Origin of the sequence: Sciscionella sediminilitoris (assembly GCF_000737195.2) — a bacterium.
Taxonomy (GTDB): Bacteria; Actinomycetota; Actinomycetes; order Mycobacteriales; family Pseudonocardiaceae; genus Sciscionella; species Sciscionella sediminilitoris.
The window spans coordinates 39,375-58,923 of the sequence record NZ_JALM01000073.1; the positions used below are offsets into that span (position 1 = coordinate 39,375).

The window sequence follows — 19,549 nt, forward strand, 5'->3', positions numbered from 1 at the left end:
GACGGCTTGATCGTGTTCTAATGAGCGGCATGGAACGAGCCGTCGCGCCGACGATCCGGGGCCGCTGCCTACGCGCGGCGCGAAGGGATGTGGTGATCGGCGCGATCGTGCTGATCATGGGCATCGTCCTGGTGATCGCGAATCCGGTCTGGTCCTCGGGTGTGGTCGCGCTGTGCGGGGTCGCGGTGCTGCTGAACGGGCTCGCGCACCATGTGCTCGGGGAACGGGGCGCGAAGGCCGCGCGGGCCGTCGCCTGGCTCGCGGTGCTCACCGCCGCGGTGTTCGCGGTGCTCTACCTGATCTGATCGGTGCCCGCCGGGATCGCGCGTGCGGCACGCAGCCGCGCATCGGCGAACCTCCTCGATCGGCCGAGTACCCGTAGCAGGGCGGCGCGTGGCCGGTCGGCGAGGTCGTTGAGCCGGCCGACCCGATAGGAGAACCGCTGGGTGCGGGCAATGAGCGGGCGCTCCCGCGTTTCCCACTGGCGGAGCCGGTTCTCCAGGGTTCCCGCACCGTGGGTGACCGAATGGGCGAGCCCGGCCGCGGCCAGCATCGCGCAGCCACCGCCCTGCCCCAGATACGGCGGCTGGGCATGCGCGGCGTCGCCGAGGATCGCCACCCTGCCCGCGGACCAGGAACGCAGGTCGAGGCATTCGAACTCGTCCCATCGTGGTGCGGCGCCCAGTTCTCGCAGCAGCGGTTCCGCCTGCGGGAACGCGGAGATCCACGGCTGTTGCGGTACCGGATCCCCGATGGCCGCGGCATCGTCTTCCGGGCAGACCAGCGCGATGTACAGATCGGTGGCGCTGCTGGGGGTGTAGAGCAGGAAGCGGTTGCCGGACAGGAATTCGATGTAGTCCTCGGCGTCTTGTTCGGGAACCAGTCCCGGGGTGCGCGGGATCAGGAAGCGGGCGCAGCGCTGGCCGAGCGCCCGCCTGCCGCGCAGCAGGCCGAGCCCGTCGCGCAACCGGGAACCGGCGCCGTCCGCGGCCACCACGAGATCGGCGTGATGCCGGGTGCCGTCGGCGAGTTCGAGCACCCCGGAGGGATCGGCGCGGACCGCGGCCGAACCGGTCACGATCCGCACCCCGGCCGTGCGCGCGGCGCCGAGCAGGGCGTTGATGAGCCGTTCGCGCAGCACCGTGAGCACCTCGACGCCGCCGGGCCGGTTGATCGGGATCCGGCTGAGCACCCGGTCGCGGTGGTCGCGGGTCTGGATGAAACCGCCGTGGTGGGCGCCGTCCACGGTTTGTTCCAGGACCCCGAGCTGGGCGAGCACGGCGAGTCCGTTGCTCCACAGGTAGATCCCGGAACCGAAGGCGCGCAAGGATTCCTCGCGTTCGTGCAGCCGGACGGACCAGCCGCGGCGGGCGAGCGCGGCCGCGGCGGTGAGGCCGCCGATACCGCCGCCGGCGATCTCGGCATGGCCGGTGTGTGCGGGCATGTGTCGTCCATGGAGGTGCTGCCCCGCCCGGACGCGACGGGGGAACGGATTCGGCCCGGAACCGGGCGGCGGCCCTGCCGGCCACGCGCACCGCCTCCGCCAGGTCGCATCGGGTGACCTGGGACGACGCCGAGCAGAATACGACCGGTCGAGTTATATAGCAAGCTATGTACCAGGTTTGCTAAGGTTTCCCCTGGTCAGGATGCCGATACCGGATGGAGCGGACGGTGGCGGAGCAAACCGGACAGGACCCGATCGATCCCGCCATGGCCGTCGAATGGGCCGAGGCCTGCAACGGCATCTACCGCGTGCTCAAACGCGGGCGGGGCACCGTCGGGCGCGATGGCGCGGGAGTGAACCTGACCGAGTCCCAGGTGGCGATGCTCGAATCGGTCGCCAAATCCGGTCCGCTGCCGGTCGGCGAGATCGCCCAGTCGGCGGGGCTCGCGCAGCCGACCGTGACCCGCATGCTCAACACGCTGGAGAACCGGGAGATCGTCCGGCGGGTGCCGAGCGCGCGCGATGACCGGGTCGTCCTCGTCGAACTCACCACGCAGGGTGCGCGGCTGTGGCAGGAAAAACACGCGCTGCTGCGTGAATTCCAGCGGGATGCGCTGCAGCGGTTCGCCCCGGAACGCAGGCCCGAGGTCGTGGCCATGCTCGGCGAACTCGTCCGCATCATCGAGGACCAGATCGGCGGGCGCGATTAACGAATTCTTGACGATCGCCAGCAATGCGACATACCGTGGCCGCGGCCGACGACATTGTTCCGTATTTCCGGGGAGTGCCTGCCGTGCTCCCGGCCCGGTCCCGTTCGGGACGGAAAGGACCCCAGGAACATGCTCAACACTGTCACCATCGACGGCTGGCCGATCGAGTACGTGGAATCCGGTGACCCGGCCGCACCCGCGCTGATCATGCTGCACGGCTGGGCCCAGGATCACCGGCTGTTCCGGCACCTCGAACCGCTGCTCGCCGAGCACTACCGGGTACTGCGGGTCAATTTCCGCGGGCACGACGGGCGGCTGACCGATCGCGGGGACTTCACGGCCGAGGATCTGGCCTCGGACATCCTGGTCCTGATCGACCGCCTTGGCCTCGAGGATGTGCGACTGCTCTCCACCTCGCACGGTTGCTGGGTGAACATCGACGTGCACGAGCGCCTCGGCGCGTCGAGCCTGGGCCGTACCGTGGTGATCGACTGGCTGATGCAGCCCTTTCCCGGATTCCACAAGCAGATCCGCGAGGGCTGCGAGCCGGAGACGCACGTGGCCGCGCGGCAGAGCCTGTTCGACGAGTGGACCGAGGGCACCGACTGCCTCGACGTGCTCGATCACGTGAACCGCGAGATGACCTGGTTCGGCGGACCGATGTGGATGCGTGCCTGCCGGGAGATCGAGAAGTCCTACGCCCGCTGGGGTGATCCACTGCGCCGGATGGCCGAACTGTCCGGACGGCTGCGCGTACGGCACATCTACTCGCAGCCGCTTTCCACCGAATACCGCGCCTTCCAGGAGGAGTTCGCCCGCGAGCACCCGTGGTTCGATCCGGTGCACATTCCCGGGCAGACGCATTTCCCGACCCTGGAGAACCCGGCCGCGGTCGCCGAGGCGGTGCTGTCCTTCTACGCCTGAGTGGCGTTCACTTGGCCGCGTTCTCCAGGATGGCGTTGAGCTCCTTGGGGGTGACCCCGTTCGCCGCGATCTTGGCCTCGGCGAGCGCGCGTAGATCGGCCTTGGCCCTGCGCCAGCGGGCGAGCTGTTCCTCCTCGGTGAGCCCGAAGCCGCCGAGCATCAGTCCGCGCACCGTGTCCATCGCGGTGTAGAGGAAATTCTGCAGCTCGCGCAGCCAGGGTTTGCCGAGCGGGAAGCGCTGGGTGAAGCTCAGGATCGCGCTGGTCGCCATGGGCTCGACCACGTTCATCTGCTCGCTCAGTTCGGGATCGGTGCGCGCGGCGAGCCAGAGTTCGGTGGTGGCGATGAAGACCGGGCCGTTGTGCGTCTCCCAGAGCAGTTCGAGCGCGGCGTCCAGCGGATCGTTGGTCTTGCGGATGGTGGCCATCCGCTCGAAGGCCTCCTCGGCGCGGCGCATGGCCAGGTGCCGGATCGCGGCGACGACCAGGCTGGCCTTGGTCTGGAAGTAGTGTGCCTGCGCGCCCCTGGTCACCCCGGCGCGTTCGACGACCTTCGCGGTGGTCATCCCCGCGTAGCCGTACTCGACGAGGCAGTCGATCGTGGCGTCGAGCAGCTTGCGGCGGGTCTCCGCGCGCCGCTCCGCCTGGGTGCGGCGCGGCCGCTGCTGGGCGAGTTTCGACAAGCCCGACACCTCCTCCTCCGGGGCGTATAGCAAATCTACCATCACCACTGCCGGTAAGTTTCGCTGCGCTCGTGCGCCCTGTGCTGGGCGAAGTAACCTCCTCGCGGCCAGCTCGTTTGACGGTACGAGACACCTTAGACACAACCACGTCAGCAGCCAAGCTCCTAGACATTCATGCACTCGTGCAGGTATCTTCTCGCACACCTTGTGGTCCCGGTCATAGAGACGCTACTCACCAGGCGGGAGGTCGCGGCGCATGCTGGATGTGCACCCGCTCGAGCGTGGGCCGCTCGCCAGAACGGTCTGGCAGATCGGCTCGATGGTCGGGTTCGCCGTGGTGACCGGCGCCTCGGCGGTGAAGGTCCTCGCGGGCCGCAGGCTGAACGTGCGCGAGACCTATCAGCAGACCTGGTTCCTGGCCTCGGTGACGCTGCTGCCCACCCTGCTGGTCACGATCCCGCTCGGGGTGTTGATCGCGGTCCTGGTTGGTTCGCTTGCCGGGCAGTTGGGTGCGCAGAACTATACGGGTGCGGTGGTCGGGTTCGTGATCGTCGGTCAGGTGGCGCCGTTGATCTGTGCGTTGATGATCGCGGGGGTGGGGGGTTCGGCGATTTGTGCGGATCTGGGTGCGCGCAAGATCCGGGAGGAGGTGGATGCGCTCGAGGTGATGGGGATCCCGAGTATCGATCGGTTGGTGGTGCCGAGGGTGCTCGCGGCGGTCGTGGTGACCGTGTTGCTGGACAGCCTGGTGATGGTGGTCGGGGTCGGGTCCAGCATGTTCGTGCAGACGATCGTGCTCGGTAATTCTTCGGGCGGGTTCCTGCAGACGCTGACTCAGTTCAGTCAGCCCGCGGATTTTTTCGTGGCGGCGTTCAAGGCGGCGGGGTTCGCGGTCGCGGCGTCGATCATCGCTTCGTACAAGGGGTTGACCGCTCGGGGTGGCCCGGGTGGGGTGGGGGAGGCGGTGAACGAGACGGTGGTGCTCGCGTTCACCATGGTCTTCGTCATCAATGTGGTGCTCTCCGAGCTGTACCCGGTACTGATCCCGGGGAAGGGGGAGTACTAGATGGCACTTCCCATGCGCCGGGTCGTGGTGTTGCAGGGTCGGCGGTTCGTGGACGCGCTCGCCGAGCTCGGCGATCAGTTCGTGTTCTATCTGCGCAGCCTCGGCGCGGTGCCCAAGGCGATCCGCTCCTACTGGCAGCAGGTCGTGGTGCTGATCGGGCAGATCAGTTTCGGTACCGCGAGCATGATCGCGGCGGGCGGCACGGTCGGCGTGGTGTTCGGGATGGCCTTCATCACCAGTGCGCAGCTGGGTTTGGAAGGCCAGCGGGGGCTCGGGCTGATCGGGCTGACCCCGCTGACCGGGTTGCTCGGTTCGGTGATCAACACCCGTGAGCTCGCCCCGCTGGTGGCCAGCATCGCGCTCGCCGCGAAGGTGGGGACCGGGTTCACCGCGCAGCTGGGCGCGATGCGGATCTCGGAAGAAGTCGACGCGCTGGAGAGCATGGCGGTGCGCTCCCTGCCGTTCCTGGTCACCACCCGGATGCTCGCCGCGCTGATCTCGGTGCTGCCGCTGTACCTGCTTGGCCTGTTCGCCTCCTATCTGGCCACGTATCTGTCCATCGTGGTCCTGGGTGGACAGTCCTCGGGCACCTACGACTACTTCTTCCAGCTCATGCTCACCCCGGAAGACGTGGTCATCTCGGTGGCCAAAGCGTTGATCTTCGCGGTCATCGTGACCCTGGTGCACTGCTACTACGGCTACACCGCGCACGGCGGACCTGAAGGAGTCGGCCGCGCCGCGGGACGCGCACTGCGCACCAGCCTGGTCACCCTCGTCATCCTGGACATGATCCTCGCCTTCGCGTTCTACGGCATCCCACCCAAACTGCCCGGAATCGGGGTGGGCAGCTGATGGACGTCTCGAAGCGGCAGGTCTCCCGGCGGGTGCGGGCGCTGCGCGGGCTCGCGGTCGGGGTGGTGCTGCTGGTCGGCGGGGTGTTCGCGGTGCTGGCCAGTATGGGCGGGCTGACCACGCTTCCGGTGATCAGTTCGGTGGTGGAGGTTTCCGGGAGCCCGCTCGCGGTCAACGCACCCGTGCAATACCGCGGCGTGGTCGTCGGCAAACTCAAAACCGTGGTGCCCCTGGCCACCGGGCGCACCACATCCCGGATCGAAATGCGCATCCAACCCGAACAGCTGCACCGGATCCCGTCCTCGGTCCAGGTCCGCATCCTGCCCCGCACCGTGTTCGGCGACCAGTTCCTCGACCTCATCGACGCCGGGCCACGAGCCGCCAGCACCCTCACCGCGGGCGCCCGCATCGCCGCGGACCGCTCCAAGCAGACCGTGGACCTCTACGACTCCTACGAAAAGGCCTACAACCTCATCACCGGATTACGGCCCGCGCAGATCAACCAAGTACTCACCGCACTGTCCACCCTGCTCGACGGCAAAGGCAACGAAATCGGCTCACTGATCGACCGCGCCTACAACGCCTCGGGCAAACTCATGCCACTCACCGGCAAGATCAAACCGACGGTGGAAGCCTTCGCGAACATGTCCGGCAAACTCCGGCAGGCCGCCCCCGACGCCTACGGGGTACTGCGCAATGCCGTGGACCTGTCCCAGTTCGTGGCGCACCGGCAGGGCGATATCGCCGCACTGCTCGCCGGTGGCGGCGCCGCGGCGGACCAGGGCACCGGTCTGCTCGCGCAGAACAAGGACAACATCATCCGGTTGCTGCACACCGGAAATCCGGTCGGTTCCACCTTCGCGACCTATCCGGAGGGCCTGCCGGACATGTTCAAGGCGCTGGCCAATCTCGGCAACTCCACCGACGGGGTGAGCAACAAGACCACCATCCACGCCAACCGGGTCGATCTGTACAACTCGAAGCCGTACACCTCCAAGGACTGCCCGCGCTATCCAGGGCTGGACGGGCCGAACTGCTCGGTTCCCGCCCCGCCCGACCTCCCGTTGCAGGGCGAGCAGAGCCGCCCGCCGGGCGACGACCAGCTCGGCGGCGGGCAGCAACGCACCGAAACCCCGCAGACCGAGACCCCGCAAGATGAGGCCGCGAAACTGCGTTCGCTGCTCCCGCGGATCACCGGTTCGGCTCAGCAGCCACCGAAATCCATGGACGGCATCCTGCAGACCTACCTCGGCACCGCGCTGCGCGGATCCACGGTGGTGACCCAATGAAGGACATCGGCGTGCTCATCAAGCTCGGCGTCTTCCTCCTGGTGACCTCGCTGAGCACGGTGCTCATGGTGAACACGCTCGTGCAACCGATGGCCGATCCCACTTATCACTACAGCGCCCGGTTCACCGATGCCGAAGGCGTCACCCCGGGAAGCGATGTGCGCATGGCCGGGGTCCGGGTCGGCAGGGTCACCGGGGTCAGTCAGCACGACGGCGTCGCGCAGGTGGATTTCGAGGTGGCCACGAAGCAGAAGGTCAGCCCGGACAGCACGGTCGCGGTGCGCTACGCCGATCTGCTCGGCAGCCGGTATCTGGCCGTCGGGCGGGGTGTCTCGCTCGGTCAGCGCCTGGACCCCGGTTCGGTGATTCCGTTGTCCCGCACCACACCCGCGGTCGATCTGACCACCCTGCTCAACGGATTCCGCCCGCTGTTCGACTCGCTCGAACCCGAACAGGCCAACCAGTTGGCACGCTCTCTCGTCCGGGTTTTCCAGGGCGAGAAGGAACCGATCGAACAGGTGCTGAACACCGTGGTCTCACTCACCTCGAAGATCACCAAGGACGACCCGCTCATCGGGCAGCTGCTAGACAACCTGAACTCGGTGATCGGCTCCATGCTGGGCAAAAAGCAGCAGTTCACCTCGCTGGTTTCCGCGCTCGACAAACTCATGCAGCTCGCCGTGGACGAACGCGGGCAGATCAGCGATGTACTCGACTCCACCACCCAGATGGCGAACACCCTCGCCGGGGTCACCGAACAGTCCGGGGCGAAACTGACCAACAACCTGAAGCTGCTCAACCAGGTTTCCGGTCAGCTCTCCCAGCACGGACCGGAACTGGTGCGAGCCTTCGACTCGGCAAGCAAGGGATTCGCCAAGCTCGGCAACCTGACCTCCTACGGCAGCTGGGCGAACGTCTATCTGTGCAGCGTGAACCTCAAGCTCGGCCCGATCGACACCGCCCTGCCGCCCAATATCCACAGCGGGGTGTGCCGATGAACCTCAGCTCGATCAATCCGTTGCGCGCCGGTTCCATCGGGGTGCTGCTGATCGCGGCCGCGCTGCTCGCCGCGGTGTTCGTGCCGAAGGTGACGTTCAACGCGAACACCCGCGAGTACACCGCCGATTTCGTGAACGCATCGGGGCTGCAGAACGGTTCCCAGGTGTACGTGGCCGGGGTGCCCTCCGGGCGGGTGACCGATCTGGAGATCGAGGGCGATCACGTCGCGGCGCGTTTCCGGCTCGATCGCGATCAGCAGCTGGGTACCCGCACCACCGCGGAGATCAAGATCCAGACCGTGCTCGGCCGCCGCTACATCGCGGTGCGCCCGGCCGGGAACACTCCGATGCGGTCCGGGGACACCATTCCTACCAGCAGGACCTCGGTGCCCTTCGACGTCGGCTCGCTGGCCCGGTCCGCATCGAGTACCGCGGGAAACCTGGACATCAAGGCGATGCAGGACGCGATCACCACGCTGCGCGGCAATCTGCCGACCGATCCGAAACTGATCGGGGACACGTTGAACGGCGTCACCGGGGTCAGCAAAATGGTAGCCGAACGCAACGACCAGTTCCAGAAACTGTTGCGTGGAGCCAAATCCGTGACCGATGTGCTGGTCGGTCAGCGCAAGAACCTCAAGGAACTGCTCGGCAACGCGAAGGTGGTCGCCGAGTACCTCGTGCAGCAGCGGGACGCGATCTCCACCCTGCTCACCGTCACGAACAAACTCATCGGCCAGGTCAGCCAGCTCATCAAGGACAACGAGGCCAAGGTCGATCCACTGCTCACCAACCTGGTCACGCTCGCCGACGGCCTGAAGAAGCACCAGTCGCTGCTCGGCGAGGCGCTGAAGAACCTGCACGACGGCTCGAAGAACCTGGCCAACGCCACCGGAAACGGGCCGTGGATCGACTTCGCGGTCCCCGGGATCCTGCTTCCGGACAACATCGACTGCGTGCTCGGCCTGGTCAAGGGGTGTCAGTGATGCAGAGTTGGCGCAAACTCCTCGTCCTGGGTGTGGTGCTGGTCCTCGTCGCGCTCGCCGGCTGGTTCGCCTTCCTGCGGCCGAGCGCGCACCTGACCGTGCGCGCGGAGTTCACCGCCACCGCGAGCCTGTTCGCCGGGAACAAGGTCACCCAGCTCGGGCTGCCCATCGGCAAGGTGGAGTCCGTCGTGCCGCACGGGAAAACCGCCACGGTCACGTTCACCGTGCCGAGCAGCACGAAGATCCCGGCGAACGCACAGGCCTATGTGATGAATCCGGACGTGATCAGCGACCAGTACCTCGAACTCACCCCGACCTATCACGGCGGACCATTGTTGCGCGACGGGGCGCACATCCCGGTCGAGCGCACCCACGCCCCGGTTCCCTGGGACAAACTCGTGGACACCCTGGACACGCTCGCCAAGGCATTCGGACCGAGCAAGGACAATCCGCAGGGGCTGCTCGGCGGCGGGCTCAAGGATACAGCGAAAGCCTTCGACGGCAACGGAAAGAAGGTCAACGAGGCGATCAAGAGCATCGGCAGCGCGAGCTCGCTGGTCGTCTCCGGCACTCCGGACGCCAAGCGCATGCTGAGCAGCCTGCAGCAACTGGTCAGCGTGGTGGACGAGAACCAGTCCTCGATCGATTCCCTTTCCGGCACGGTCAACGCGATCACCGGGGAATACCAGTCACACCAGCAGATCATCACCGACACCATCGGCAAGCTGACCGGACTGATGCGGCAGGCCTCGGATCTGCTCAACAAGTACGGCAACCGTATCGACGGGACCGTGAAGAGCTTCGCCGACACCACGCAGACTCTTTCGGATCTGCGTTACCAGATCGTGGACGGGATCAAATACCTTCCGCTGGCGATGCAGAACCTGTCCCGGACGATCAAGGACAAGCGCGCCCGGCTGCGCATCGATGTGTCGACAAATCTGCGGCAGTTCGCCTCCACTCAGGAACTGTGCAAGACGCTGCCCAATCCGCTGTGCAGCGGGGCGGGAATCGTGAACCCGATTCCGGGTCCGCCGCCACCGCAATGGGATCCGCTCGCGTTCCTCGATCCGGCGCGGGGTGCGAAATGATGCGCCGGTTCACCGTTCTCGTTCTCGGCGCGCTGCTCGTCCTCGCGCTGAGCGGTTGCGGGCTCAGCTTCCAGAACTTCCCGATGGGCACCGGTTCCGCAGCGGAAACCTATCCGATCACCATCGAGGTCAGCGATGCCGCGCAGCTGCCGGTCGGCGGCCTGGTCAGGGTGGGGCAATCGGATGTGGGCCGGGTCGCCGAGGTCACCGTGCACGACTACGTCGCGCGGATCACCGCGAACATCAACAACGGTGTCGTCCTGCCCAAGGGCACCGGGGCGCGGTTGCAGTTGCCCTCCCCGCTCGGCGAGGAGTACGTGAAACTGCTGCCCCCACAGGGAACCGGCGCGGCACCACTGCGCGGCGGGGATGTCATCCCGCTCGCCGACACCTCCCGTGGCCCGGATCCGGAGCAGCTGCTCGCCTCGCTCGGCACCCTGCTGCGCGGCAGCGGTATCGCCCAGGTGAAGACCCTTGTGCGGGAGACCAACACCATCGTCGGCGGGCGCGAGGGCGAGATCCGCGAACTGCTGTCCAGGGTGCACACCGTGTTGTCCACTTTGGACTCACAGAGCGGGAACATCGACAAGACCCTGCACAATCTGAACCAGCTGACCGGCTACGCGAACGAGAACAAGGCGGTGCTGGACCGGGCCCTGACCCAGACCGAACCCGGGATCAAGGCGATCCTCGCCCAGAAGGACCAGCTGAACTCACTGATCGGCAAGGTGGGCGACCTTTCCGCGACCGTGGAAGGGGTCGTCGGGAAGAACAAGCGCGACATCGTCGAATTCATCGACAAATTCCAGGCCCCGCTGTCCAGCCTGGCCAAGATCAGCGATCAGGTCGGCACCATCACCAAGGGCATTTCCAAGGTCGGCCCGAACCTCACCGCCGGGGTTCCCGGTGATTACCTGACCGTGAATATGCGGGTGGATCTGCCGCCGCTGATCGGCAAGCTCGTCGGCCAGGTGGCCAACGGCCTCAACCGTCCGGACAAGGGACCGCAGACCGGCGGCCCGGGCAAGCTGATGCAGAAGGCGGTGGGGAAATGAAGCAGCGAATGCCGATCATCCGGTTGATCGCCTTCATCGTCGTCGGTTTCCTCGCCGCGGGCCTGGTGGTCGCCCAGACCGTGGGGCGGGACGCGCTCTCGGGCACCTACCGGGTGAGCATGCACCTGCCGGAAACCGGGGGAATCGTGCAGAACTCCCAGGTGACCTATCGCGGCACCCCGATCGGCTCGGTCGACTCGGTCACCATCGATCCCGGTGGCAGGGGCATCACCCTCGAGCTGGCGATCAAGTCCGGTTACCGGGTCCCCAAGGACACCAAGGCCGCGGTGAGCATGGATGTGCCGATCGCGATCGAACACGTGGACCTGCAGCCGCGCACCGATTCCGGGCCCTACCTCGCTGATGGGGACGCGATCCCGGCCAGGGACACCAAGCTCCCCGTCCCGTTCGACCGATTCCTCAAGAACGGCACCGATCTGCTCGCCACCATCGACACCAAGGACCTGGCGAAGGTGGGAGACGAGGCGCAGGACGCACTGTCCGGGATGGAACCACAGCTGCACACCCTGCTGCAGAACTCCGAACAACTGATGGGGACCACCGAGCAGATCACCCCGCAGCTGATCGACCTGACCAACCGGGGAACCGCGACCATCCAGAAGAATCAGGGACTCGTCGACCAGCTGCCCGCGCTCGCCAAGAAAGTGCGCGGGATGACCGACGATATGTTGGGGCTCACCCCGAAAGCGGGCACACTGCTCACCGACGGGAACGCGATGATCAGGCGGATCATGCCGATCCTGAACCGCAATCAGCGCTCCATCGCGCTGATCGTGTCCAACCTGGCCAATGTCACCCAGGTGCTCTCGCTGAACCTGCCGACCGTGGCCGGATCCCTGACCGACGGGCCGAAGGGCATCAACGACTTCTCCAGTGTGTTCTTCCCGAGCCCGCAGCATCCCGGGGTCACCGATGCCGCGGTCGACCTCACCGGGGCGCCCGGTCCGGTGTGCTACTACGGTACCCAGCGGCGCACCCCGCAGCAGACCGGTTCCCGGCCGGTCGAGGCCAACTGGAACTGCCCGGGAGACAAGCAGTACCTGCAGCAACGTGGCTCGGTGAACGCGCCGCGATCCCCGACGAATCCCGAGATCGGTACCTACGATCCGAAGACGCGGATCGCGACGAGGCAGGACGGTTCGAAACTGAAGCTGGGTGACGGCAAGCCACCGGTGACCGGACCGCAGTCCTGGAGCGCTGTCATGATGCAAGGAACACAGTAGGGATTCGACGATGAGCGAGACGACCGTGAACGACAAAGACACCGATGCGATCGAGCGCAGGTGGGTCGAGGACGACACCGCCGAGGCCGCGGCGACCGAGGATTCCGCGACCGAGCCCGACGAGATCGAGGACACCGAAACCGAGGCTGCCGAAGCACCGGAACCCGGGACCGCTGAGACACCGGAACCCGGGACCGCTGAAGCACCGGAACCCGGGACCGCTGAGGCACCGGCCCCCGGGGTCGCTGAAGCCGAGCCCGCCGAGCCCGAGACCGCCGAGACGGAACCCGCCGGTACGGAACTCGCCAGTACGGAACCCGCCAGTACGGAACCGAAGCGCGCCGCGTCCTGGTTGCGCGCCAAGGTTCTCGTGCCGGGGGCGGCCTTTCTGGTGGTGCTCGCCGCCGCGGTGTTCTTCGCGGTCGGCTACTTCCAGGCCAACTCCGCCGAATCCGATCGCACCGAGGCACTGCAGGCGGGCAACCGGATCATGAAAAGCCTCGGCGACTTCGACTACCAGGACATCAACAAGAACATCGAGGCGGTGACCGCGGACGCCAGTGACGGATTCCGGCCGCAGTACAAGAACCTGGTCAACCAGTTGCGCGGCAAGGTGCAGGAGCTCAAGGCGAAGTCCACAATGGACATCGTGGCCTCCGGGGTGACCAGGGTGCAGGGCGACAAGGCCGATCTGGTGTTCCTCTCCAACCAGACCGTCACCAACGCCCAGCACAAGGAGCCGGTCGTGCAACCCTGGCGCACCCAGGTGACTCTCGTCCGTCAGGACGGCAGCTGGAAACTCGACGGCATGACCTTCGTGTAAGGAGTTTCCTTATCCAGCTTGCGTAGCGGCGCGGGTGGCGGAACCCGCCGCGGTGCGAGCTGCCAGCTTGGTAGTGAGCGGTTGCGCCGCTGAAGAAGGGATCGTCAGGGCACCCGGCCGAGCACCGCTCCGTTGGCCCCCAGGGCGGTGAAGCGGATTACCTCGATATCGGTGAATCCGGTGTCCGCCAGCCATTCCGCGTACTCGCTCTCGGAATAGTTGCGCCCCTGCTCGGTTTCGATGAGTCGCTGCATGCTCAGCAACATGGCCTCGGGCGGCCCGGTGCGTTCCGGGTTGAGCAGCATCTCGCTGATGATCACCAGCCCGCCGCTCGGCAGCACGGCGAGGCATTTGCGCAGTAGTTCCCGGTCCCTGCCCTCGTCCCAGTCGTGCAGGATGTTGCTGAGCAGCATGACGTCGTAACCGGTGGGCAGTCCGGGATCGGCGTGGAAGTCCCCGCTGAGGGTGTCGATCGTGCCGGTGAGCCCGGCCGCGCGGATCTGGTTCGCGGCGACCGGACAGATGTGCGGCAGCTCGAACACGGTCGCGCTCAGCTGCGGGTGGCCGCGGCACAGTTCGATCGCGCACGATCCGGAACCGCCACCGAGGTCGAGCACCTTGTGGTGTTCGGCGAGGTCCACGAGTTCGGTGAGCACCCGGCCGACCGAGCCGGACATCGCCCGCATCGCCTCCCAGAACAGGGCGATCCGCTGTTCGTCCTCGACCGTGCGCCTGCCGTTCCGGTGTTCGGTGTCCATTGTGGTCGGACGGTTCTCGCGCAGCGCGGTCCCGACGTGCTGCCATTCCGGATAGCTCCGGCGATCGAAAAACCGGATCAGGCCGCCGGAGTAGCGTGGTTTCCCCGCGGTGAGGAATTCCGCGGCGATATCCGAGCAGCGGTACAGTTCGCCGTTCTTGAGGAGCAGTTCGAGCGAGACACAGGTGGAAAGCAGCACATCGGCGGGGCGTTCCGCGAGTTCGAGCTCCACCGCGATCTCCTCGCGGGTCTGGTCCGGCCGCTCGGCGAGCAGCTGGAAGAGGCCGAGGTCGAGCGCGGCCGCCATCGTCTTGAACCCGCCGAATCCCAGTGCCAGGCGCAGCAACGGCGCCGAGTCCGGCTCGCCCGTTTCCGGCATCCTGTCTCCTCTCCCGAGAATGGGCGTCTTCGCGCGAAAAACACGGCATGGATCGAGCGAAAAACGAGATGGTGTTTCGATATGAATTCCGTTCGGTTTTCCATACCGAGGACGCCCAACCGTAAGGAGAATGCCCCGCGGAACGCGAGCCCGGGTTCCACGCGACGGAACAGGGATGCGAGAAAGGGACCAAGCGCATCCCCCGTTCCGGGTGGGCGCGTGGATCAGCCCAGGTGACGGATGCAGGCGAGCCAGGCCGGCCGGTCCAGGATTCCGACCGGCAAACCGGTTTCCGCCCAGTGTTTCTCGCTCACCGAGACACGATAGGAACTCTGCTCGATGGACTCGATCTTCCAGTCCGCCCCGAATGCCGCCCGGATGGTGCCCTGGCTGATCTGCGGCCCCACCCTGGGTTCGGCCTCGGCGAGGGCGAGGATGTGCACGAGCGCGCCCGGCAGGCAGACGCGATGCAGCGCCTCGGCGTAGGCGCGCCCGCTCTCGCCGTCGAAGACATGGAACAGGGCGCTGTCGAGCACGGTCTCGTACCGTGCGGGGCCGGTGAGCGCGAGCGCGTCGGCGACCTCGAACCGGGCCGGAACCCCGTGCGCGGCGGCGTTTTCCCGGGCGCGGGTGATGGCGGAATCGGCGAAGTCGATACCGAGGATGTCGTGACCGCGTTCGGTGAGCGCGATCGTGTGCTCTCCGGTTCCCGCACCGGGCTCGAGCACGGCGCCGCGGATGAGTCCGGCGCGATCGAGTTCCAGCACGGCGGGCTGGGGCTGGTCGATGACCCAGCCGGCGGTGCCGTTCTCGTAAGCCGCTTCGAAGTTGCTTTTCGTTGTCATACCCCGAGCATGCAACCTCAAGCTAAGTTGAGGTCAACCCTTGGGGCGCGGTCGCCAGGCGAGCCGGGTCGCGGTGCTGACCACGGCGACGAGCGGATGACGGCGCGGATGCAGATGCATGCTGTCCGGCGCGGTCTCCGGGCGGGCCTGGAATTCGGCGAGATGCGTGGCGAGCCTGCCCATCCGCGGCATCAGGGTGTCGGCGAGACCGGCGAGGCTGCCGAAGGCGGTGTTCACCGCGGGCGCCCGGTGGGTGAGCGCGCGTACGACCAGCGCGGCGGCCTGCTCGGGGGCCATGCTGGGCAGCATCCGGTACGCGCTGGCCCCTGGTTTGCTCATCTGCGTGCGCACCAGCGGCACCCGTACCGAGCTGAACGTGACTCCCTCGGCGAGCAGCTCGCGTCCGGCCACCGCGCCGAACTCGTCGAGCGCGGCCTTGGAGGCGAGGTAGGCGGAGAATCGCGGCGCGTGCACCTGAATGCCCTGGGTGGTGACGTTCACGATGTGCCCGAACCGTTGCGCGGCCATGCTCGGGATCAGCGCGAGGGAAAGCCGCAGCGGGGCGAAGTAGTTCAGCGCCATGGTTCGCTCGTAGTCGTGCATCCGTTCGGTGGACGCGGCGACCGGGCGGCGGATGGACCGGCCCGCGTTGTTCACCAGCATGTCCACCGTGCCCTGCTCGGCGAGCACCTGTTTGACGAGCGCGTCCACGGCCTCGTCATCGGTGAGATCGCAGGGATAGCTGGCCGCTTTCCCGCCCGCGGCACGGATCTGGTCGCGCACGGCGTCCAGTTCCTCCGCGCGCCGGGCCACGAGCACCACGTTCGCCCCGCGCTCGGCCAGTTGCAGCGCGGTGGCTCGCCCGATACCCGAGGAAGCGCCGGTGACGAGCACGGTCCGCGCGTTCATCCGTTGCCTGCGCGCGCGATCCGGATCGAGTTCGGCCGCCCAGTGCCGGTAGAGGACCGGGGCGTAGTCGGCGAAGGCAGGGCACTCCAGTCCGCTGCCGGTCAGCGCGTGCTCGGTCTGCGCCGTGTCGAAATCCACGGGGGCGTTGAGCGCGGGGAGCAGCTGCGGCGGGATCCCGATCTCGGTGAGCGCGCCGGTGAGGGATTTCTTGACGGGCCGGGGTTTCTCGTTCGCGTTGAGCGCGCGGCCGAGCTTGCGCATCCGCCCGGAGATGTCGATCGGCACCCGGGCCCGGATGCGCGGTCCGCCCGCCGCGGCGCTGAACACGCTCGCGATCTCGTTCAGGCTCTGCGAACGCGGGGAGGCGAGGTGATAGGTCGCCCCGGACGGTGCCTCGCGGTGCATGAGATAGGCCATCGCATCCACCACGTAGTCCACCGGAACCACGTTGGTCTTGCCCAGTTCCGGGGAGGCGAGCGGCAACCAGGAGGGCAGGCTCGCGAGCCTGCGCAGTGCGGGCAGGAAGTAGTACGGGCCGTCGATCTTGTCCATTTCGCCGGTGACCGAGTCCCCGACGACCGCGGAGGGCCGGTACACCCGGAAAGGCACCGCGTCCTGGCGGCGCACGAGGCGTTCCGCGGCGAACTTCGTCGCGTGGTACGGCGTCGGGAACCGCTGGCCCAGATCGAAATCGGACTCGGTGAACCGTCCATTGTGGTCTCCGGCCACCGCGATCGAGGAGACATGGTGGAACAGCCCAGCGTTCGCATCGCGCGCGAAGGCGAGCGCGTTCGCGGTCCCGGCGACGTTCGCCTGCTCGTTCGCGGCCTCGTCCGCGGTCAGGTCGTAGATCGCGCCGAGGTGCACCACGTGATCCGGGGCGCTGGGCAGCGTTGCCGGGTCCACGCCGAGCCCGTCCGCGCCCAGATCGCCGAGCACCGAGACCACCCGCTCCGGATGCGGCCAGTCCTCGGTGAGCCGGTCGAGGCGGGTCTTCGAGGACTCGCGCACCAGCACCGAGACGCGCTCGCAGTCCGGGCGTTCGAGCAGCCTGCGCACGAGCCGCCTGCCGAGGAATCCGGTCGCTCCGGTCACGAAGTAATGCGTCATGGGGAGATCGTATCTTACATGCGTGCATGCACGCATGTATTTCGCGGCACGTTCTCGTCCGGGTGCACCCAGGGGTGGAACCGAGGTTGGACCCGTCGTTCGATGTGTACCGAGGGTCGTGAAAACTACCGTTCGTAGCATGAACAGCGAACTGTTGGACATCGTTCTGGGCCTCGTGGTCGTGGCCCTCGTGGTGCTGATGATCGTGCGCCGGACGCGCGGGGTGCCGGTCTCGGCCCGCAGGCTGCTGATCGTTCCACTGGTCCTGCTGGTGGTCGGGGTGCAGCAGATATCGGGGGACCTGCACGTGATGAGCCGCCTGGACTGGCTGCTGGCGCTCGCGTTCGCGGTGGTGAGCCTCGGGGCCGGGGTGCTGCGCGGCGTGCTGAGCCGCCTCTACGAGCAGGAGGGCCGAGCCTGGATGCGCTACACCTGGGTGACCGTGTGCGTGTGGCTCGCCCTGATCCCGCTGCGGGTGGGCATGGTGGTGCTCGCGAACGTCTTCGGTGCCTCGGTGGCAGGCGGAACCCATCTGATGTTCCTGCTGCTCGCGCTCACCTTCGGCGGGGAGGCACTGGTCGTGTTCCCGAGGGCGCGCGCCAGGGGACTGGTGATCGCGGCGAGCCCGGTGCGGGCGTAGGACACTGTGCGGGTGAATGCCGCTGTTCTCACCGTCCGCCTCGCGGTACTCGGCGCCATCGGGTTCGCGCTCGGCTTCGAACCGGGCTTCGGGCTGCACGGCGTGCACGCGCTGACCCTGGCCGGATTCGTGCTCACCGTCATCGGCTGGGGCGGCACCGCCCTGCTCGCGGCCGACCGGCTGAAACCGCAGATCGTGCTGGACGCGGTGTTCGTGACGGGCGGGTTGCTGATCGTCCCGGGGACGATGCAGACCGCGCTGGGCCTGATCCTGGTGTGCATCGCGCTGCTGTCCACCGCGACCACGGTGGGCGAACCGTACGCGCTGGGGATCACCATCGCCGCCGGGATCGCCGTCGGCCTGCTCTACGGGCTGCTCGTCGGACCGATCATCGGGCTGGTGTGGATCCTGCCCGCGGCCGGGTCCTATCTGGCCGGGGTGACCCGGCGCCAGCGGCAGGAACGCCTCGAACAGGCGGAGCTGCTGCTGGCCGAGACGCAGGTGGCGCGGGAACGCGAGGCGCAGGCGGCCGCGGCCGAGGAACGGGCACGGATCGCCAGGGAGATGCACGATGTGCTCGCCCACTCGATCGGCGCGGTCAGCGTGCAGCTCGAGGCGGCGGACGCACTGCTCGAGGATGTCCCGGGAACCGGACGCGCGCTCGACTGCGTGCGCCGGGCCCGTGGACTGGCTGCCGAGGGGCTCACCGAGACCAGGCGCGCGGTCGGGGCGCTGCGCGGGGATCCCGGCGCGCTGCGCGGGGTGCTGACCGGGCTCGCCGAGGGCTACCAGGGGACCGCGCACCTCGAGCTGCCCGAGACCATGCCCGAGCTGCGTCCCGAGGTCACCCTCGCGCTCGGCCGGATCGCCACCGAGGCGGTGACCAATGCGGGCAAGCATTCCGGGGGTGCCCCGCTGCACATGGCGCTGAGCTCTACGGAAGGCGAACTGTGCCTGCGGGTGCACAACGAACTCGGTACCGCGGCCGAGCCCGGGAAGGGTTTCGGGCTGATCGGGATGCGGGAGCGCGCCGAACGCATCGGCGGTACGGTCACCGCGGGGGCCGAGGAAACGGGGTGGACCGTGCGGGTACGGGTGCCGCATGACTGAGCGGACGTTGCGGGTGATCGTCGCCGATGACCAGACCGCGGTGCGCGAGGGGCTGGTGATCCTGCTCGACACGCTCACCGGTATCGAGGTGGTCGGCTCCGCCCAGGACGGGGAAGGCGCGCTCGACCTGGTCGCGCGCACCGAACCCGATGTGGTGCTCATGGACCTGCGGATGCCCGGCTGCGACGGGATCACCGCGACCGCGCGGATCCGCGAGCACCATCCGGGTACCCGGGTCGTCGTGCTCACCACCTACGCCGAGGACGAGGCGGTGCGCGGGGCACTGCGGGCCGGGGCGATCGGTTTTCTCACCAAGGACGCGGGCCGGGCCGATATCGCGCGCGCCATCGAGGCCGCCGCGGCGGGCCAGTCGGTGCTGGACGCCGAACTGCAGCGGGGACTGCTCGCCGAACCGGAACGCAGGCCCGATCCCAGCCTCGCCGAGCTCTCCGAACGTGAGTGCGCCGTGCTGCGGCTGATCGCCGGAGGCATGGCCAACCGGGAGATCGCGGCGGAACTGGTGATCAGCGAGGCGACCGTGAAAAGCCACATCAACCGGATCTTCGCCAAGATCGGGGCGACGGACCGGGCGAAGGCGGTGCGCTACGCGTTCACCAACGGGCTGGTGTCGTGAC

20 protein-coding genes are annotated in these 19,549 nt (G+C 67.5%); 15 read left to right on the forward strand and 5 right to left on the reverse strand.

The genetic code is table 11. The annotated features are described in order from the left end of the window. The first annotated feature begins 29 nt into the window (after positions 1-29). A complete protein-coding gene (locus AD72_RS25285; protein WP_156365373.1) occupies positions 30-305 on the forward strand; it encodes a hypothetical protein in 276 nt (91 codons plus the stop codon). Here the strand turns inward: AD72_RS25285 and AD72_RS25290 are convergent. Continuing rightward, positions 293-1,444 (reverse strand): FAD-dependent oxidoreductase, encoded by a 1,152-nt coding sequence (locus tag AD72_RS25290; protein WP_031469078.1) that lies wholly within the window; start codon positions 1,442-1,444, stop codon positions 293-295. The two genes, AD72_RS25285 and AD72_RS25290, sit on opposite strands and share 13 nt — an antisense overlap. 227 nt (positions 1,445-1,671) lie before the next feature. On the opposite strand from AD72_RS25290, the gene AD72_RS25295 reads away from it, so the two are divergent. Continuing rightward, positions 1,672-2,154, forward strand: a complete 483-nt coding sequence (locus AD72_RS25295) for a MarR family winged helix-turn-helix transcriptional regulator (protein ID WP_197285073.1) — start codon at positions 1,672-1,674, stop codon at positions 2,152-2,154. Between the two features lie 129 nt (positions 2,155-2,283). Then, entirely contained in the window at positions 2,284-3,078 is a 795-nt protein-coding gene (locus AD72_RS25300; protein WP_031469080.1) for an alpha/beta fold hydrolase, read from the forward strand. A gap of 7 nt (positions 3,079-3,085) precedes the next feature. Here the strand turns inward: AD72_RS25300 and AD72_RS25305 are convergent, their stop codons facing one another. Further along, positions 3,086-3,769, reverse strand: a complete 684-nt coding sequence (locus AD72_RS25305; protein WP_026197181.1) for a TetR/AcrR family transcriptional regulator — start codon at positions 3,767-3,769, stop codon at positions 3,086-3,088. A gap of 247 nt (positions 3,770-4,016) precedes the next feature. Here AD72_RS25305 and AD72_RS25310 point away from each other — a divergent pair, with 247 nt between their 5' ends. Genes AD72_RS25310 through AD72_RS25350 form a run of 9 tightly spaced genes read left to right on the forward strand, consistent with a single transcriptional unit; the run spans position 4,017 to position 13,164 of the window. Beyond that, on the forward strand, positions 4,017-4,826 hold the full coding sequence (locus AD72_RS25310; RefSeq protein WP_031469082.1) for an MlaE family ABC transporter permease: 810 nt from the start codon (positions 4,017-4,019) through the stop codon (positions 4,824-4,826). Beyond that, positions 4,827-5,678, forward strand: coding sequence for an MlaE family ABC transporter permease (locus AD72_RS25315; protein ID WP_031469083.1), 852 nt, complete (start codon positions 4,827-4,829; stop codon positions 5,676-5,678). Next, positions 5,678-6,967, forward strand: a complete 1,290-nt coding sequence (locus tag AD72_RS25320; RefSeq protein WP_031469084.1) for an MCE family protein — start codon at positions 5,678-5,680, stop codon at positions 6,965-6,967. The genes AD72_RS25315 and AD72_RS25320 overlap by 1 nt, the downstream gene beginning before the upstream one ends. Further along, a complete protein-coding gene (locus AD72_RS25325) occupies positions 6,964-7,965 on the forward strand; it encodes an MCE family protein (protein WP_031469085.1) in 1,002 nt (333 codons plus the stop codon). Before AD72_RS25320 ends, AD72_RS25325 begins: the two co-directional genes overlap by 4 nt. Then, the gene (locus AD72_RS25330; protein ID WP_031469086.1) at positions 7,962-8,951 is read left to right on the forward strand and encodes an MCE family protein; all 990 of its coding nucleotides are present in this window, start codon (positions 7,962-7,964) and stop codon (positions 8,949-8,951) included. The genes AD72_RS25325 and AD72_RS25330 overlap by 4 nt, the downstream gene beginning before the upstream one ends. Further along, on the forward strand, positions 8,951-10,042 hold the full coding sequence (locus AD72_RS25335; protein WP_037347280.1) for an MCE family protein: 1,092 nt from the start codon (positions 8,951-8,953) through the stop codon (positions 10,040-10,042). The genes AD72_RS25330 and AD72_RS25335 overlap by 1 nt, the downstream gene beginning before the upstream one ends. Next, complete coding sequence (locus AD72_RS25340; RefSeq protein WP_197285074.1) at positions 10,042-11,097, forward strand: MCE family protein; 1,056 nt, start codon at positions 10,042-10,044, stop codon at positions 11,095-11,097. The genes AD72_RS25335 and AD72_RS25340 overlap by 1 nt, the downstream gene beginning before the upstream one ends. Further along, positions 11,094-12,341 (forward strand): MlaD family protein, encoded by a 1,248-nt coding sequence (locus AD72_RS25345; protein WP_082469157.1) that lies wholly within the window; start codon positions 11,094-11,096, stop codon positions 12,339-12,341. Before AD72_RS25340 ends, AD72_RS25345 begins: the two co-directional genes overlap by 4 nt. Before the next feature lie 10 nt (positions 12,342-12,351). Next, the gene (locus AD72_RS25350; RefSeq protein ID WP_031469090.1) at positions 12,352-13,164 is read left to right on the forward strand and encodes a hypothetical protein; all 813 of its coding nucleotides are present in this window, start codon (positions 12,352-12,354) and stop codon (positions 13,162-13,164) included. Positions 13,165-13,268: 104 nt separating this feature from the next. On the opposite strand, the gene AD72_RS25355 is transcribed toward AD72_RS25350, so the two are convergent. From AD72_RS25355 to AD72_RS25365, 3 genes are all read right to left on the reverse strand, one after another. Continuing rightward, positions 13,269-14,300, reverse strand: a complete 1,032-nt coding sequence (locus tag AD72_RS25355) for a methyltransferase (RefSeq protein ID WP_031469091.1) — start codon at positions 14,298-14,300, stop codon at positions 13,269-13,271. A 224-nt stretch (positions 14,301-14,524) separates the two neighbouring features. Further along, positions 14,525-15,145, reverse strand: coding sequence for a class I SAM-dependent methyltransferase (locus AD72_RS25360; protein ID WP_031469092.1), 621 nt, complete (start codon positions 15,143-15,145; stop codon positions 14,525-14,527). A 33-nt stretch (positions 15,146-15,178) separates the two neighbouring features. Beyond that, on the reverse strand, positions 15,179-17,164 hold the full coding sequence (locus AD72_RS25365; RefSeq protein ID WP_031469093.1) for an SDR family oxidoreductase: 1,986 nt from the start codon (positions 17,162-17,164) through the stop codon (positions 15,179-15,181). Positions 17,165-17,303: 139 nt separating this feature from the next. Here AD72_RS25365 and AD72_RS25370 point away from each other — a divergent pair, with 139 nt between their 5' ends. Genes AD72_RS25370 through AD72_RS25380 form a run of 3 tightly spaced genes read left to right on the forward strand, consistent with a single transcriptional unit; the run spans position 17,304 to position 19,548 of the window. After that, positions 17,304-17,804 (forward strand): DUF1453 family protein, encoded by a 501-nt coding sequence (locus AD72_RS25370; protein WP_031469094.1) that lies wholly within the window; start codon positions 17,304-17,306, stop codon positions 17,802-17,804. Positions 17,805-17,816: 12 nt separating this feature from the next. Beyond that, entirely contained in the window at positions 17,817-18,914 is a 1,098-nt protein-coding gene (locus AD72_RS25375; protein ID WP_051899001.1) for a sensor histidine kinase, read from the forward strand. Further along, positions 18,907-19,548, forward strand: a complete 642-nt coding sequence (locus AD72_RS25380; protein WP_031469096.1) for a response regulator transcription factor — start codon at positions 18,907-18,909, stop codon at positions 19,546-19,548. The genes AD72_RS25375 and AD72_RS25380 overlap by 8 nt, the downstream gene beginning before the upstream one ends. The last annotated feature ends 1 nt before the right edge of the window (position 19,549 follow it).

Coding starts and splice junctions, on each gene's coding strand:
- AD72_RS25285 (WP_156365373.1), top strand. CDS start 30: ATGGAACGAGCCGTCGCGCCGACGATCCGGGGCCGCTGCCTACGCGCG.
- AD72_RS25290 (WP_031469078.1), bottom strand. CDS start 1,444: ATGCCCGCACACACCGGCCATGCCGAGATCGCCGGCGGCGGTATCGGC.
- AD72_RS25300 (WP_031469080.1), top strand. CDS start 2,284: ATGCTCAACACTGTCACCATCGACGGCTGGCCGATCGAGTACGTGGAA.
- AD72_RS25310 (WP_031469082.1), top strand. CDS start 4,017: ATGCTGGATGTGCACCCGCTCGAGCGTGGGCCGCTCGCCAGAACGGTC.
- AD72_RS25315 (WP_031469083.1), top strand. CDS start 4,827: ATGGCACTTCCCATGCGCCGGGTCGTGGTGTTGCAGGGTCGGCGGTTC.
- AD72_RS25320 (WP_031469084.1), top strand. CDS start 5,678: ATGGACGTCTCGAAGCGGCAGGTCTCCCGGCGGGTGCGGGCGCTGCGC.
- AD72_RS25325 (WP_031469085.1), top strand. CDS start 6,964: ATGAAGGACATCGGCGTGCTCATCAAGCTCGGCGTCTTCCTCCTGGTG.
- AD72_RS25330 (WP_031469086.1), top strand. CDS start 7,962: ATGAACCTCAGCTCGATCAATCCGTTGCGCGCCGGTTCCATCGGGGTG.
- AD72_RS25335 (WP_037347280.1), top strand. CDS start 8,951: ATGCAGAGTTGGCGCAAACTCCTCGTCCTGGGTGTGGTGCTGGTCCTC.
- AD72_RS25340 (WP_197285074.1), top strand. CDS start 10,042: ATGCGCCGGTTCACCGTTCTCGTTCTCGGCGCGCTGCTCGTCCTCGCG.
- AD72_RS25345 (WP_082469157.1), top strand. CDS start 11,094: ATGAAGCAGCGAATGCCGATCATCCGGTTGATCGCCTTCATCGTCGTC.
- AD72_RS25350 (WP_031469090.1), top strand. CDS start 12,352: ATGAGCGAGACGACCGTGAACGACAAAGACACCGATGCGATCGAGCGC.
- AD72_RS25355 (WP_031469091.1), bottom strand. CDS start 14,300: ATGCCGGAAACGGGCGAGCCGGACTCGGCGCCGTTGCTGCGCCTGGCA.
- AD72_RS25360 (WP_031469092.1), bottom strand. CDS start 15,145: ATGACAACGAAAAGCAACTTCGAAGCGGCTTACGAGAACGGCACCGCC.
- AD72_RS25365 (WP_031469093.1), bottom strand. CDS start 17,164: ATGACGCATTACTTCGTGACCGGAGCGACCGGATTCCTCGGCAGGCGG.
- AD72_RS25370 (WP_031469094.1), top strand. CDS start 17,304: ATGAACAGCGAACTGTTGGACATCGTTCTGGGCCTCGTGGTCGTGGCC.
- AD72_RS25380 (WP_031469096.1), top strand. CDS start 18,907: ATGACTGAGCGGACGTTGCGGGTGATCGTCGCCGATGACCAGACCGCG.